10 protein-coding genes are annotated in these 14676 nt (G+C 73.8%); 3 read left to right on the plus strand and 7 right to left on the minus strand.

The features are described from left to right. Window positions 1–4: 4 nt before the first annotated feature. The 3 genes from ftsH to ACGGAQ_RS23570 all read right to left on the minus strand — a co-directional run bounded on the left by ftsH (window position 5) and on the right by ACGGAQ_RS23570 (window position 3378). Window positions 5–2023, minus strand: coding sequence for an ATP-dependent zinc metalloprotease FtsH (ftsH, locus tag ACGGAQ_RS23560; RefSeq protein WP_393052490.1), 2019 nt, complete (start codon window positions 2021–2023; stop codon window positions 5–7). Between the two features lie 529 nt (window positions 2024–2552). Beyond that, window positions 2553–3128 carry a hypoxanthine phosphoribosyltransferase gene (gene hpt, locus ACGGAQ_RS23565; RefSeq protein WP_393052492.1) on the minus strand — a complete coding sequence of 192 codons (576 nt, stop codon included), beginning with the start codon at window positions 3126–3128 and terminating at the stop codon, window positions 2553–2555. A 100-nt stretch (window positions 3129–3228) separates the two neighbouring features. Continuing rightward, window positions 3229–3378 carry a hypothetical protein gene (locus ACGGAQ_RS23570; protein ID WP_234587421.1) on the minus strand — a complete coding sequence of 50 codons (150 nt, stop codon included), beginning with the start codon at window positions 3376–3378 and terminating at the stop codon, window positions 3229–3231. A 138-nt stretch (window positions 3379–3516) separates the two neighbouring features. Here ACGGAQ_RS23570 and ACGGAQ_RS23575 point away from each other — a divergent pair, with 138 nt between their 5' ends. Further along, a complete protein-coding gene (locus tag ACGGAQ_RS23575) occupies window positions 3517–4497 on the plus strand; it encodes a GlxA family transcriptional regulator (protein WP_393052494.1) in 981 nt (326 codons plus the stop codon). On the opposite strand, the gene tilS is transcribed toward ACGGAQ_RS23575, so the two are convergent. The 3 genes from tilS to dacB form a co-directional block, all read right to left on the minus strand. Further along, entirely contained in the window at window positions 4484–5476 is a 993-nt protein-coding gene (gene tilS, locus ACGGAQ_RS23580; RefSeq protein ID WP_393052496.1) for a tRNA lysidine(34) synthetase TilS, read from the minus strand. The genes ACGGAQ_RS23575 and tilS overlap by 14 nt on opposite strands. Window positions 5477–5486: 10 nt before the next feature. Continuing rightward, window positions 5487–6557 (minus strand): zinc-dependent metalloprotease, encoded by a 1071-nt coding sequence (locus ACGGAQ_RS23585; protein ID WP_393052498.1) that lies wholly within the window; start codon window positions 6555–6557, stop codon window positions 5487–5489. Window positions 6558–6660: 103 nt separating this feature from the next. After that, the gene (gene dacB / locus ACGGAQ_RS23590; RefSeq protein WP_393052694.1) at window positions 6661–8145 is read right to left on the minus strand and encodes a D-alanyl-D-alanine carboxypeptidase/D-alanyl-D-alanine-endopeptidase; all 1485 of its coding nucleotides are present in this window, start codon (window positions 8143–8145) and stop codon (window positions 6661–6663) included. Window positions 8146–8656: 511 nt separating this feature from the next. Between dacB and ACGGAQ_RS23595 the strand changes: the two genes are divergently transcribed. Further along, entirely contained in the window at window positions 8657–9163 is a 507-nt protein-coding gene (locus ACGGAQ_RS23595; RefSeq protein ID WP_393052500.1) for an inorganic diphosphatase, read from the plus strand. A 31-nt stretch (window positions 9164–9194) separates the two neighbouring features. Here ACGGAQ_RS23595 and eccD read toward each other — a convergent pair whose 3' ends face one another. Next, window positions 9195–10598 carry a type VII secretion integral membrane protein EccD gene (gene eccD / locus ACGGAQ_RS23600; protein ID WP_393052502.1) on the minus strand — a complete coding sequence of 468 codons (1404 nt, stop codon included), beginning with the start codon at window positions 10596–10598 and terminating at the stop codon, window positions 9195–9197. A gap of 101 nt (window positions 10599–10699) precedes the next feature. Between eccD and eccCa the strand changes: the two genes are divergently transcribed. Continuing rightward, window positions 10700–14674 (plus strand): type VII secretion protein EccCa, encoded by a 3975-nt coding sequence (eccCa, locus tag ACGGAQ_RS23605; protein WP_393052504.1) that lies wholly within the window; start codon window positions 10700–10702, stop codon window positions 14672–14674. The last annotated feature ends 2 nt before the right edge of the window (window positions 14675–14676 follow it).

A 14676-nucleotide genomic window follows, 5' to 3' on the forward strand; every position in this document is an offset into this window, starting at 1 on the left:
TCGCTCAGTGCGTACCGTCCGAGTTGTTGGACGGCGAGCCGCCACCAACGGACGCCTGCGCGCCGTCGGCCTGGGCCTGCGCCTTGAGCTTGTCCTTCTCCGCAGGGGTGAGCACGGGCGGCTCGGTGGACGGCTGGCGCTTGCCGAAGCCGTTGTACGGAGCCAGCGGCGGGCGCTTGACGACCCGCGCGCAGATCCGCGCCATGTCGGCCGTGGAGAGAGTCTCCTTCTCCATCAGCTCGAGCACGATGCTGTCCAGGACGTCCCGGTATTCCACCAGGATCTCCCAGGCCTCGTCGTGCGCCAGCTCGACCAGTGCCCGCATCTCGCCGTCGATCTCGGCGGCCACCGAGTCCGAGTAGTCCCGCTCGTGGCCCATGTTGCGGCCGAGGAACGGCTCATCCCCGCTGGTGCCGTACTTGATCGCGCCGAGCTTCGAGCTCATGCCGTACTGGGTGATCATCGCGCGGGCCAGCTGGGTGGCCTTCTCGATGTCGTTGCCGGCGCCGGTGGTCGGCTCGTGGAAGACCAGCTCCTCAGCGGCCCGGCCGCCCAGCGCGTACGCCAGGGTGTCGATCATTTCGGCGCGGGTCTGGGTGTACTTGTCCTCGGTCGGCAGCACCAGGGTGTGGCCCAACGAGCGGCCACGGGACAGGATCGTCACCTTGTGCACCGGCGCGGCGTGCGGCAGCGCCCAGGCGACCAGCGCGTGCCCACCCTCGTGGTACGCGGTGATCTTCTTCTCCTGGTCGCTCATCACCCGGGTCCGTCGCTGCGGACCGGCGATCACCCGGTCGATCGACTCCTCGAGCGAGTCGTTGGTGATCGCCCGCTGGTCCTTACGGGCGGTGAGCAGGGCCGACTCGTTGATCACGTTGGCCAGGTCGGCGCCGCTGAAGCCCGGGGTACGCCGGGCCACCGAGTCGAGGTCGACGTCGGGGGTGAACGGCTTGCCCTTGGCGTGCACCCGCAGGATGGCCTTGCGGCCCTCCATGTCGGGGGCGTCCACCGGGATCTGCCGGTCGAACCGGCCCGGGCGCAGCAGCGCCGGGTCGAGGATGTCCGGCCGGTTGGTGGCCGCGATCAGGATGACCCCGCCCTTGGTGTCGAAGCCGTCCATCTCGACGAGCAGCTGGTTGAGCGTCTGCTCCCGCTCGTCGTGGCCGCCGCCCATGCCGGCGCCGCGGTGGCGGCCGACGGCGTCGATCTCGTCGACGAAGACGATCGCCGGGGCGTTCGACTTGGCCTGCTCGAAGAGGTCGCGGACCCGGCTGGCGCCGACACCGACGAACATCTCCACGAAGTCGGAGCCGGAGATCGAGTAGAACGGCACCCCGGCCTCGCCGGCGACCGCGCGGGCCAGCAGGGTCTTGCCGGTGCCGGGCGGGCCGAACAGCAGCACGCCCTTCGGGATCTTGGCGCCCAGGGCCTGGTACTTCGCGGGGTTCTGCAGGAAGTCCTTGATTTCGTGCAGCTCCTCGACGGCCTCCTCGGCACCCGCGACGTCCGCGAAGGTCGTCTTCGGAGTGTCCTTGGTGATCATCTTCGCCTTGGACTTGCCGAAGTTGAGCACCCGGGAGCCGCCGCCCTGCATCTGCGACATGAAGAACAGCAGCAGGAGCACGAGCAGCGCGATCGGCAGCAGGTTGACCAGCAGGCTCACCCAGATGCTGTCCGACGAGACCTTGGCGTCGGCCGGGCCGGTGACCCGGTTGGCCGCCTTGGCGTCCAGCACCTGGTTCCAGATCTCGTCCCCAGCCTGGTACGGGAACTGGGCCTCGATCCGGTCGGTGTTGGTCTCACCGAACTTGGTCTTGTTCTTCAGGTCCAGCTGGAGCGTCTGCTCCTTGTCCTGGAAGACGACCTTGTTGATCTGGGCGGTGTGGAGCTGGTCGAGCGCAACGGAAGTGTCCACGCGGTGGTAGCTGGGACCAGCGGTGAACAGCTGACTGAGCACAACGGCGCCGAGGATGACCAGGATGATCCAGACCACCGGTCGGCGGAAGAAACGCGTACGTTCCATACTGTTGTCGAGCGCCGGAGCGCCCGCATCCTCCTGATCGACGTCCTGACCGTCTGATGGTGTCGCCGCCCTGGGCGGCGTCGGAGCCGCCGTGCGGGCCGGCCTCGACCCCGAGGCGCGAAAACTGCCGCGCCGCGGTCATTCGACGGTACACCGTGTACGCGAGGAGTGAGCTTGCGAGCCCCGCAGTGGTGTATCAATCGACGGCCCGTCGTACGCGAGGAGCGAGCCTGCGAGCCCCGCCCTCGGTTCTCCGTCGCCATCGACGACGGGCTCCGTGAGCAGCCTCGCCAGCCCCGCACCAGGACGTACGGCGGGTCGGGCAAGAACCGGCGTGGCGGGGAATCCGGCCCGGCCACCCGCACGCCCGGTCACGCGGTCGAGGGGCCGGACGCGGAGTTGCCTCCGCGCCACCGGGCTCCACGGTAACCGGAACAGCTGAGAGCCCGCTGAACGTCGGCTTGACGAATACCGATGCGAGTTGCTCTCACGCCGCCGGGGCGCGACCCGGCGGGACGGTCGGCCGGCGTCAGGACCGGGCGTAGACCTCGGGCTTGAGCACCCCGACGTAGGGCAGCTCCCGGTAGCGCTCGGCGAAATCGAGGCCGTAGCCGACCACGAACTCGGTGGGGATGTCGAAGCCGACGTACTTCACGGGCACCGGCACCTTGACCGCTTCCGGCTTGCGGAAGAGCGCGACCACCTCGACGCTCGCCGCCGAGCGCGACTCCAGGTAGCGCAGCAGCCAGGAGAGCGTCAGGCCGGAGTCGACGATGTCCTCGACGACCACGACGTGCCGGCCGGCGATGTCCCGGTCGAGGTCCTTGAGGATGCGGACCACTCCGGAGGAGGTGGTGCCCTGGCCGTAGGAGGAGATGGCCATGAAGTCGAGTTCGGCCGGGGGGCCGTTGCGGCCCAACGCCCGGGCGAAGTCCGCCATGAACATCACCGCGCCCTTGAGCACGCAGACCAGCAGCAGTCCGTCGCCCACGTGGGCGTAGTCGGCGGAGACCTGCTTGGCCAGCTCCGCTGTCTTCTCGCGGATCTGCGCCTCGGAGATGATCACGTGGTCGATGTCGGCGTCGTACCAGGAGCCGTCAGCCATGACTCCTAGCCTGCCGTACGTCGGATGGCCTTCGTCGGCGGGGCCGCACCTTTCGGCGCGGTCCCGCCGGGGATTTTCGGCGCAAAGGACACCAAACACGTCAGCTGGTACGGGACCGCCAGCGGCGGCCGTCCTCGCTGGGCTTCCAGTCGGCCGAGTCGTGGCTGTCCGCGGTGAGGCCGGCCGCCGAGGCGGCGACGAGCAGGACGAGGAACAGGAGGAAGAGCAGGAACTCCATGGCGGCGCTCACTTTCGCATGGTTGCTGTCGGTTTCGCCGCCGGTGCGCACCGGACTGAGACCAGTCTGCTCCGACTCCCGCCGGCCAGACAGTGGCAGAGATGCCACTGGGCATCGATTTACTGCCACCTCTCGGGTTACCCTCGTCACATGCTCCGATCCGTCGCCGTCCTCGCCCTCGACCAGGTCGCTCCGTTCGAGCTCGGTGTGCTGGCCGAGGTGTTCGGCACCGACCGGACGGCCGACGGCTTCCCCGCGTACCGCTTCGACGTGTGCAGCCCCGACGGCGCTGCGGTCCGCACGTCCGCCGGTTTCCACCTCACCCCGAACGCCGACCTCGGCCCGCTGGAGGAGGCCGACCTGGTGGCCGTCCCCGCGCACAGCGCGGGCACCGTCATTCCCGACCCGGTGCTCGACGCGTTGCGCCGGGCCGACGCGCGCGGCGCGTACCTGTTCAGCGTCTGCTCCGGAGCCTTCCTGCTCGGTGCGGCGGGCCTGCTGGACGACCGGGAGTGCACCACCCACTGGCGCTACGTCGACGAGCTGCAACGCCGGCATCCCCGCGCCCGGGTGCGCTGCAACTCGCTGTACGTCCAGGACGGTCGCCTGCTCACCAGCGCCGGCACGGCGGCCGGCATCGACGCCTGCCTGCACCTGATCCGCCAGGTGCACGGCTCGGCCACCGCGACCCGGCTGGCCCGGCGGATGGTGGTCCCGCCACACCGCGACGGCGGCCAGTCGCAGTACGTCGAGGCGCCCATCCCCCGGGCCCCCGAGGCGCCGACCCTGGAGCCGGTGCTGGAGTGGCTGATGGGGCACCTGGACCGGACTATCACGGTGGAGGAGCTGGCCGCCCGCGCCGGCATGGCCCCGCGCACGTTCGCCCGCCGGTTTCGCGCCGAGACCGGCACCACGCCGCACGACTGGCTCACCAACCAGCGGGTGCTGCTCGCCCGACGGCTGCTGGAGGAGACCCCGTTGAGCGTGGAGGCCGTCGCCGACCAGGCCGGCTTCAGCGACGCGGCCGCCCTGCGCCACCACTTCAGCCGCCGGGTCGGCGCCACCCCGCACAGCTACCGGACCACCTTCCGGGACCGGGCGGACGGCGCCGGGGCTCTCAGCCCGAGCTGAGGGCCGTCAGCCGGTCGCCACGACGGAGTACGCGGACACCCCCGGGCAGGTCGGTGGGACCCTGACCGTGCCAGTCGGTGACCAGGGCGTCCAGCGCGGCGACGTGCCGGTGCGACAGCGCCCCGGGCACCGCGCCCAGCTCCCGCGCCCAGGCGTGCAGTACCCGACTGCGTACGGCGGCGGCCACACCGGCCAGCTCCGGCACCGCGAGCCCACCGGCGGGGTGTCGGGCCGCCGCCAGCGCCGTCGCCGCCGTCTCGTCGAGGGCGGCGTTGTCCGCCGCCACCAGTCGGGCGGTACGCGCCAGGTTGTCCACCACGCCCGGCCCGAGCGCCCGCACCAACGCCGGCAGCACGTCGGCCCGCACCCGGGAGCGGGCGTACGACGGGTCGGTGTTGTGCGGGTCCTGCCACGGGCTGAGCCCGAGCGCCGCACAGGCGGCGCGGGTCTGCTCCCGACCGATCTCCAGGAGCGGGCGCAGCAGCGGCACCCCGGCCAGCTCCCGCCGGCCGGGCATCCCGGCGAGCCCGCGTGGACCGGCGCCCCGGGCGAGCGCGAGCAGCACGGTCTCCGCCTGGTCGTCGCGGGTGTGCCCGGTGAGCACCGCGACCGCCTCGTGCTGCCGAGCCGCCTCGGTCAACGCCTCGTAGCGGGCCTGGCGGGCCGCCGCCTCCGGGCCACCCGGACGCCCGGCCACCCGCACCCGGGCCACCGCCACCGGCCCGAACCCGGCCTCCCGGGCCCAGTCAGCCACCGCCTCCGCGCGCTGCGCCGAGCCGGCCTGCAGGCCGTGGTCGACGGTCACCAGGCCGGCGGTCCGGCCCATGCGGGGCGCCACGAACACGGTGGCCGCCGCCAGGGCGAGTGAGTCGGCGCCACCGGAGCAGGCGACCAGCACCGGGCCGCCGGACGGCAGGTGAGTCAGCGCGCGACGGACCGCCACCCGGATCGCGGCCACCGGCGGCGCGAGCGCGCCCATCGACGGACGGTCAGCCAGCGGCCGGTACGGTGCCGGCCGGGCCGTGCACCCGCGTTACCCAGGCGTCCGGGTCGCCCAACTCGGACAGCCGGGGCAGGGTGAGCGGCGAGTTGAAGATCGAGTTGAAGCCCGGCATGCCGACCCGCTCGACCACGCCGTGCACGAACTTGCGGCCCTCGGCGTACTGGCGCATCTTGACGTCCACCCCGAGCAGCCGGCGGATCGCCTTCTCCAACGGGTTACCCGCCTCGCGCCGGCGGTTGAACGACGCCCGGATCCGCTCCACGCTCGGGATCACCTGCGGGCCGACGCCGTCCATCACGAACTCGGCGTGCCCCTCCAGCAGGGTCATCAGCGCGGTGAGCCGATCGAGGACGGCCCGCTGCGCCGGGGTCTGCACGATGTCCAGCACACTCGTCCGGCTCTCCGGGTCGCGGACCGCCTCGGACAGCGTCGCCACCCCGCGCCGCAACCGCTCGACGAGGTGCTCGCCGCCGCTGGACGAGGCGTCGACGAACGCCTGCACCTCGCTGAGGAAATAGGCCCGCATCCACGGCACGGCGGTGAACTGCGTCCGGTGGGTGACCTCGTGCAGGCAGACCCACAGCCGGAAGTCTCGGGGGTCGGCGCCGAGCTTGCGCTCCACCTCGACGATGTTCGGCGCCACCAGCAGCAGTTGGCCCGGGTCGGCGGAGAAGACCTCGTACTGGCCGAGCACCCGGCCGGAGAGGTAGGCCAGCACGGTGCCGGCCTGCACCCCGGTCAGCCGGGACCCGATCGCCTCGGTGAGCGCGCCGGGCTGCTTGTCGCCGGACAGCCGACTGACCAGCGGAGTGATCACCTCACGCAGCCCGGCGATGTTGGTGGCCGCCCAGTCCCGGCGGTCGACGACCCGCACCGGCGGGTGTGCCACCTGCGCCCGCAGCCCCGTGTAGTCGGCCACGTGCCCGGCCGCCTCGTCGGTCAGCCGACGGAGGTCGCCGACCACGTCGGTGGCCTCCGAGTACGACACCCGGGGGCCCGACTTGCTCAACGCCCCCGCGGTCGCGGCGGCCAGATCCCAGTCCACGAACTGCGCCATGAACCCACCGTACCCGCGTCGCGACACCCCGGCCCGGGCTCGCGTCGGCGATCGACGCCGGTCGCGGGCCCGGCGCCGGCCGGAAACCCCGCCCCGACGCTCGTCAGCGGCAACCGCAGCCGGCCAGCGCGGCGGCGATGCGGTCCAGCGCCGGTTGGGCGGTGTCCGCCCCACCGGGCACCCTGTCGGTGAGCACCGCGAACGTGAGCAGTCGGCCGTCGGCGGTGGTGACCAGGCCCGCGATGGCGTGCACCCCGGTCAGGGTGCCGGTCTTGGCGCGGACGGCGCCCGCCCCGCCGGCGGTGCCGGGAGCGCCCCGGTACCGGTCGCCAAGCGTGCCGGACCAGCCGCCCACCGGCAGGCCGCCGAAGACGCCGGCCAGCTCCGGGTGGTCCGGGCTCGCGGCCAGCCGGATCAGGTCGGTGAGCAGTGACGGGCTGATCCGGTTACGGCGGGACAGGCCACTGCCGTCGGAGAGGGTGATCTCCTCGGCGGGCAGGCCCAGCGCCGCCACCTCGGCGTCCATCGCGGCGGCGGCACCGTCGAACGACGCCGTCTGGCTGCGGGCCAGCGCCACCTGGCGGGCCAGCGCCTCGGCCAGCAGGTTGTCACTCTCGCTGATCATGATGTCGACCAGCCGGATCAACGGCGGCGACTGCACCGCGCCCAGCTCCGTACCGGGAGGCGGGGTGCCACCGGCGGCGGTCGCCAGGGCCGGGGCGGTGCCCCGCTTGACGGTGCTGGCGGGTACGCCGAGCAGCCGGGCGAACGACCGGCCGGCGGCGAGGTCCGGCTCGGCGACCCGCTCGGCGCCGCCGGCCTCGGCGCCCGGGTCCTTGCGCGCACCGTCGGTCATCAGCGCGGTCACCGCGCCGCCGTACCCGCCGATCGGGATGTCGTCGTCCCAGCCGGGGCCGTACACCGGGCCGGAGTAGATCGTGCCGTCGACGGTGACGCTTGTCGGGGCCGTGCCGCCGAGCGCGGTGCGCACCTGCGCGGCCAGGTCGTCCAGGCGTGCCGCCCCGGGGTAGTAGCCCTTCTTGTCCACCGCGAGCGTGGGGTCGCCGCCCCCGACGATCACCACCTCGCCGGGCTTGGCGCCGGCCACCGCCCGGGTGGGGATCCGGTACCCGGGCCCACGGGCGGCCAACACGGTCACCGCGGTCGCCAGCTTCGTCACCGAGGCGGGCACCGTCCCGTCGTCCGCCCCCTTGGCGAACAGCGTCTGGCCGGTGGTCACGTCGGCCACTGAGACGTTCACGCGGTCGCCCAGGGCGGGGACACCTACCAACGGGTCCAGCGCGGCCCGTACGCCGTCGGGCGCGGGCAGCGCGGCGTTCGGGTCGGGCCCGTCCAGCACGTCCGCCGGCGCGGGTTCCGCGGCGGGGCCGGCGGCGGTCGGCGCGGACGCCGCATCCTCGCCCAACCAGCCGGCGACCGGGCCGGGCCGGGTCACCACGACGCCGACACCGGTAAGCACCAGCAGCAACACCACTGCCAGCACGGCCACCAGCCGCCCTCTGCGGCGCGGCGAGGTCGGCGGCGCGGAGGGCGCTACCGGCGGCTCGGCGTCGGCCGGCGCCGGCAGCGCGGAGATCGGCGGGCCCAGCGGCGGTACGCCGGTCGGAATGCGGACAGTGGGGCCGTCACCGGACGGTGCGCCACCCCGGGCGGGGCTGGTCGGGTGTGCGCCGCTCGGCGGGGCGCTGGTGGGATGGTTTCCACCGCCCAGAACCGGGAAGCGCCCGCTGTTCGGTCCGGCGGAAGTCGCCTCCGACGGGTGCCACGGCAGCGGCGGAGGCCGCTCCGGCACCGACTCCTCGGGCGCCCGGGGAAGGTGGGCGTCGGGCACCGGGACCCGCCCGGTGGCGCCGCCGGAGCCGGATCGCCCGGTACCACGCGCGGTGCCCCCGTCCGGGCGGTAGTGTGAATCTTCCCTCCCCACGACCCCCTCCTCCCCCAGCGAAAATCGGCTTGGGTGACACTACTTCGGTCCGAAGACTATGCGGTGGCCGGAGTCGGCGGGTGGGCATTCACCTGTCCGGAGGGCGCCACCAGTGGTTCCGTTAGCCAGCGTGGGCAGACGAGGGAGCGTGCAGATGGATTTCGACGTGACGGTTGAGATCCCCAAGGGTCACCGAAACAAGTACGAGGTGGACCACAAGACCGGCCGGATCCGGCTGGACCGCACCCTGTTCACGTCCACCCAGTACCCGGCCGACTACGGGTTCATCGAGGACACGCTGGGCGAGGACGGCGACCCGCTGGACGCGCTGGTGCTGGTCCCCGAACCAACCTTCCCGGGCTGCCTCATCCGCTGCCGGACCATCGGCATGTTCCGGATGACGGACGAGAAGGGCGGCGACGACAAGGTCCTCTGCGTGCCCTACGAGGACCCGCGCCAGGAGCACCTGCGCGACATCCACCACCTGGGCGAGTTCGACCGCCTGGAGATCCAGCACTTCTTCGAGGTCTACAAGGACCTGGAGCCCGGCAAGTCGGTCGAGGGCGCGACCTGGGTCGGGCGCACCGAGGCCGAGGCCGAGATCCGGGCCTCGTACCAGCGGGCCCGCGACGCCGAGGCGCGCGGCGAGTCCAGCCACTGACGAACGCTTACCGACCGGGCCCGGGAGCCGCTCAACCGAGCAGCCCTCGGGCCCGGTCGTACAGGTCGAGCACCGCGCAGGCGACCGGCACCACGGCGACCACCAGGGCCGTGTCGGTGAGGTCCGCGACCCTTCCGAGGTACGGCGAGACCGCGCGCCGGGCGTACCCGGTGCCGGCGGCCACGGTCACCAGGCCCAGCGCCGCGCCACCGAGGACCAGCGCCAACCGGCCGGTGTCGTCGGCCCGGTCGACAAGCACCGCGCCCAGCACCGCGTAGCCGGCTAGTCCGGCGAGCACCGTCGGCACCCGGTGCCGCAGTGCCACGAACAGCCGCGACCGCAGCAGCAGCACGGCCGAGACCACCGCCACCAGCACCGGCCCGGCCGTCCCACCGGCCACGCCGAGGACGACCGCCGCGCCCACCGCCAGCACGGCGTGCCCGAGCAGCATCCCGGTCAGCACCTCCTCGGTGCGGGTGACGGCGGCGTGCACCCGACCCCGGTCCGGCAGGTCCCGGGGGCGCTCCGGCTCGGCACCCGACGCGGCGGCCGGCAGGGTGATCGGCGGCAACGGCAGCTTGCCCAACCGGATGGCGAGCAGCGGGATCGCCCCGAGGGCGAAGACCAGCGCGCCGAGCAGCACCGCCGCCGTGCCCGCAGGGGTCAGCAGCAGCGCGCCGAGCGCCGCGCCGGCACCGAGCAGACCGACCGTGACGCCGGCCACGAAGACCCGCAGTCGGCTGGCCACCCCGAGCAGACCGACCAGCGCCACCAGCAGCAACGCCACCGAGCCGGTCAGCAGCTCGGGTGCGCCGACCCAGCGCATCGGCCCGAGCGGGCCGACCGGGTCACCGGAGCCGATCGCCAGGGCGCCGGCCACGAAGGCGTACGGCAGGGCGTAGCCGCCGAGCGTTGCCCCGGCGACACCGTCGCCGTTGGCGCGAGAGGCGACCGCGCCGGCCACGGTGAGCAGCAGCGCCACCACCGCCGCCGCGAACCAGCCGCTGGGCAGCGTCGGACCGCCGGCGAGCAGAGCGAACAGCCCGACGGCGAGCGGCACGGCGGCACCGGCCAGGCCGGCGACCCGGGTGGCGTCTGGTGACCAGGCCCCACCCCGTCGGCGGGCGCCGTCGGCGATCGCCTCCACCACGTCGTCGTACTCCAACTCGGGCCAGTGGGCGCGGGCCGGCACCAGGTGCAGCACCTCACCGTCGCGGACCCCCTGCGGCAGCAGCGCCTGCGCCGTCGCCAGCAGCGCCCCGTCGGTACGACGCAGCACCCAGCCGCCGTGCCGCTCGCCGTCGTCGGCCAGGCCCTCCCCGGCGTGTCGGAGCACGTCGGGCAGCAACTCGGCCAGGGGCACCTGCTCCGGCAGTGCGACGTCGACCCGCCGTTGCGGCGCGCTGATGGTGACGCGGGCCAGCCCGATTGTCATCGAGGGATCTCCATATCGAAGGGGATCGGAGGCTGCGCGGACGACAGGACTTTACCTACGATGAGCCAGGCTCGGGTTACCCAGCGCTGTCAGGAGGCCGAGTGTCCACAGTCGTCATCAAGCGCCCGCCGCGTCGGCCGGCGCCGGAGATCCCCGTTGGCGAGCTGCCCGTCGAGGCGCCGCCGGAGATCCCCGCAGTGGCCGGCGGACGGTGGCAGCAGATGCTGATGGTGCTGCCCATGCTCGGCGGCACGGTGGCGATGGCGATGATGTTCGGCCGGGGCGGCGGCGCCTACTCGTACGTGGTGGGCGGGATGTTCGGGCTCTCGTCGCTGGCGATGCTTGTCACCTCGTGGGGCAGCGCCTCGGGCACCCCGAAGAAGTCGGAGATGATGGCGGCCCGCCGGGAGTACCTGCGCCACCTGGCCACGCTGCGCCGCCGGGTCCGGCAGACCGCCGGGCAGCAGCGGGCCGGGCTCTACTACCGACACCCCGACCCGGGTCGGCTGTGGTCGACGGTGGACAGCCGCCGGGTCTGGGAACGCCGCCCCGCCGACCCGGATTTCGCTGTGGTACGCGTCGCCGTCGGGCCGCAGACCCTGGCCACCCCGCTCGTCGGACCGGTCACCCGACCGCTCGAGGAGCTGGAGCCGATGACCGCTGGCGCGCTGCGCCGCTTTCTGGACGCGTACTCCGTGGTGCTGGAGCTGCCGGTGGCCCTGTCGCTGCGCAGCTTCGCCCGGGTGCACGTGCGGACCGCCGCCGGTGGCCCGGCCAGCGGTGGGCCGCCCACCGGCGATCCGGCCGCCCAGGCCCTGGCCCGGGCGGTGCTGACCCAGTTGGCCGTGTTCCACGCCCCCGACGAGCTGCTGATCGCGGTCTGCGCCGGCCCGGAACGCCGGGCGGACTGGGAGTGGGTGAAGTGGCTTCCGCACGCGCACCATCCCTCGCGCACGGACGCGCTCGGGCCGGTGCGGCTGGTGACGTCGTCGGCCGCGGAGCTGGAGCGGCTGCTCGGTGACGTGCTGGCCAGCCGGTCCCGGTTCAGCCCGGCCGGACCGGCCACCGACGGCCCGCACGTGGTGGTGGTCCTCGACGGCGGTGACCTGACCGGAGCCACCGACCTGACCGGCGACGGCGGCATCGACGCGGTCACCGTGCTGGACCTGGACACTCCGCCGCCCCGCCTGCTCGACCGGTACGCGCTGCTGTTGGAGCTGCGCGGTCGGCGGCTGCACTCGTGGTCGGTGGAGGGGCACGCGGAGGTGGGCACCGCCGACCACCTCGACCTCGCCGACGCCGAGGCGGTCGCCCGGCGGCTGGCGCCGCTGCGGCTGGCCGGCACGGCCCGCGGCCCGGACGCCCCGCTCCAGGTCGAGCTGGGCCTGCCGGAGCTGCTCGGCCTCGGCGATCCGGAGAGCTTCACCGCCGAGCAGGGCTGGGCGCCGCGCTCGGCCCGGGACCGGCTGCGGGTGCCGATCGGGGTGGGTGTCGACGGCGGGGCCATCGAGCTGGACCTCAAGGAGTCCGCCCAGGACGGGATGGGCCCGCACGGCCTGCTCATCGGGGCCACCGGGTCCGGCAAGTCCGAGCTGCTCCGCACGCTGGTGCTGGGGTTGGCGGCGACGCACAGCAGCGAGCAGCTCAACTTCGTCCTGGTTGACTTCAAGGGCGGCGCGACCTTCGCGCCGTTCGACCGGCTGCCGCACACCGCCGCCGTGATCACCAACCTGGCCGACGCGCTGCCCCTGGTCGACCGGATGGTCGACGCGATCAACGGGGAGCTGGTCCGCCGGCAGGAGCTGCTGCGCCGCGCCGGCAACTTCGCAAGCGTGCGCGACTACGAGCGGGCCCGCGCCGCCGGGAGCCCGCTCGCCCCGCTCCCGTCGCTGCTGCTGATCTGCGACGAGTTCTCCGAACTGCTCTCCGCCAAGCCCGACTTCATCGACCTGTTCGTGCAGATCGGCCGACTGGGCCGGTCGCTGGGCGTGCACCTGCTGCTCGCCAGCCAGCGCCTGGAGGAGGGCCGGCTGCGCGGGCTCGACACCCACCTGTCGTACCGGATCGGGTTGCGCACCTTCTCCGCGCTGGAGTCCCGGACGGTGCTCGGCGTGCCGGACGCGCACGAGTTGCCCCGCTCACCGGGCCACGGCTACCTGCGGGCCGGCACCGATCCGCTGGCCCGTTTCAAGGCCGCGTACGTCTCCGGAACGATGCGCCGCCGGGCCGCGACGGCGGGCGCGACTGCCGGCGGCGGCGCCCGCCTGCTCACGTTCACCACCCACGCCGTGCCGCTGCCCGAGCCGACCACCCCGGCCCTGACCATGGCCGCCGAGGACGAGAGCGACCGGGAGACCCTGCTCGACCTGCTGGTCGATCGGCTCGTCGGGCAGGGCCCGCCCGCCCACCAGGTGTGGCTTCCGCCGCTCGGTGAGCCACCCGCCCTGGACGAGCTGGTGGGCCCCGTCGAGGTGGACCCGGCGCGCGGGCTCACCGTGGGCAACCCCGAGCTGCACGGCGCGCTGGGTGTGCCGGTGGCGGTGGTGGACCGGCCGTTGGAGCAGCGCCGGGACCTGCTCTGGCTGACCCTGGACGGCGCGGCCGGGCACGTCGCGATGGTCGGCGCGCCGCAGAGCGGCAAGTCCACCGCGCTGCGCACGCTGATCTGCGCGTTGGCGCTCACCCACACCCCGGCCGAGGCGCAGGTCTACTGTCTCGACTTCGGCGGCGGTGGCCTCGCGGCGCTGCGCGATCTGCCGCACGTGGGCGGGGTGGCGGGCCGCGCCGATCCGACCGCCGTGCGGCGCACGGTCGGCGAGATGACGACCCTGCTGGCCGAGCGGGAGCGCCGATTCGCCGAGCTGGGCGTGGAGTCGATGGCCGTGTACCGGCAGCGTCGCGCCGCGGCGGGAACGACCGGCCAGCCGGGCGCCGACCCGTTCGGCGACGTGTTTTTGGTGATCGACGGCTGGAGCACCGTCCGCGGCGAGTACGACGACCTGGAACCGCTGGTCACCGACCTGGCCACCCGGGGCCTGTCGTACGGGGTGCACGTGGTCGCCACGGCGCTGCGCTGGCTGGATTTCCGCCCGGCGATCCGGGACCTGTTCGGCTCCCGGTTGGAGCTGCGCCTCGGCGACCCGGCCGACTCCCTGGTGGCCCGGCGGGCGGCGGCGAACGTGCCGGAGCGCCCCGGCCGGGGGGTGACGGCGGAGAGTCTGCATTTCCTCACCGCGCTCCCGCAGCTCGCCGCCCCGGACGCGGGCACCGCCGACCTCGTCAAACGGATCGCCGACAGCTGGGCCGGTCCGGTGGCGCCCCGGGTCCGGCTCCTCCCGCCGGTTCTGCCGTACGCCGACCTGGACCTCGCCGCGACGACCGGGCTGCGGCTGCCGATCGGGATCGCCGAGGCGGACCTGCGGCCGGTGCTGCTCGACTTCGCGAGCGAGCCGCACTTCGTGGTCTTCGGGGACGCGGAGTGCGGCAAGTCGACGTTCCTACGGGCGCTGGCCGCCTCGATCACCACCCGGTTCACGCCGGAGGAGGCCCGGGTGATCCTGGTCGACTACCGGCGCAGCCTGCTCGGCGCCATCGAGACGCCGCACCTCATCGGGTACGGCACCGCCGCCGCGCACACCGCCGACCTGGTCGAGTCGGCCGCCGGATACCTGGAGCGGCGGGCTCCCGGACCGGAGGTCACTCCGCAGCAGTTGCGGGACCGCTCCTGGTGGTCGGGGCCGGAGCTGTTCGTGCTGGTCGACGACTACGACCTGGTGGCAGCGGGGCCGGCGAACCCGTTGCGGGCACTGGAGGAGCATCTGCCGCACGCCCGCGACGTCGGGCTGCACCTGGTGCTGGCCCGCCGCTCCGGAGGCGCGGGACGGTCCCAGTACGAGCCGATCGTGCAGCGGCTGCGGGAGCTTTCCACCGCCGGGCTGGTGATGGCGGGCAGCCCCGAGGAGGGTGCGCTCGTCGGCCCGGTGCGGCCCGGGCCGCTGCCGGCGGGCCGTGGTCGGCTCGTCACCCGGCGGGAGGGCGTACGCCTCGTTCAGCTCGCACATCTGCCGCCACCATGACC

The organism is Micromonospora sp. NPDC047557 (genome assembly GCF_043205095.1).
Lineage (GTDB): Bacteria > Actinomycetota > Actinomycetes > Mycobacteriales > Micromonosporaceae > Micromonospora.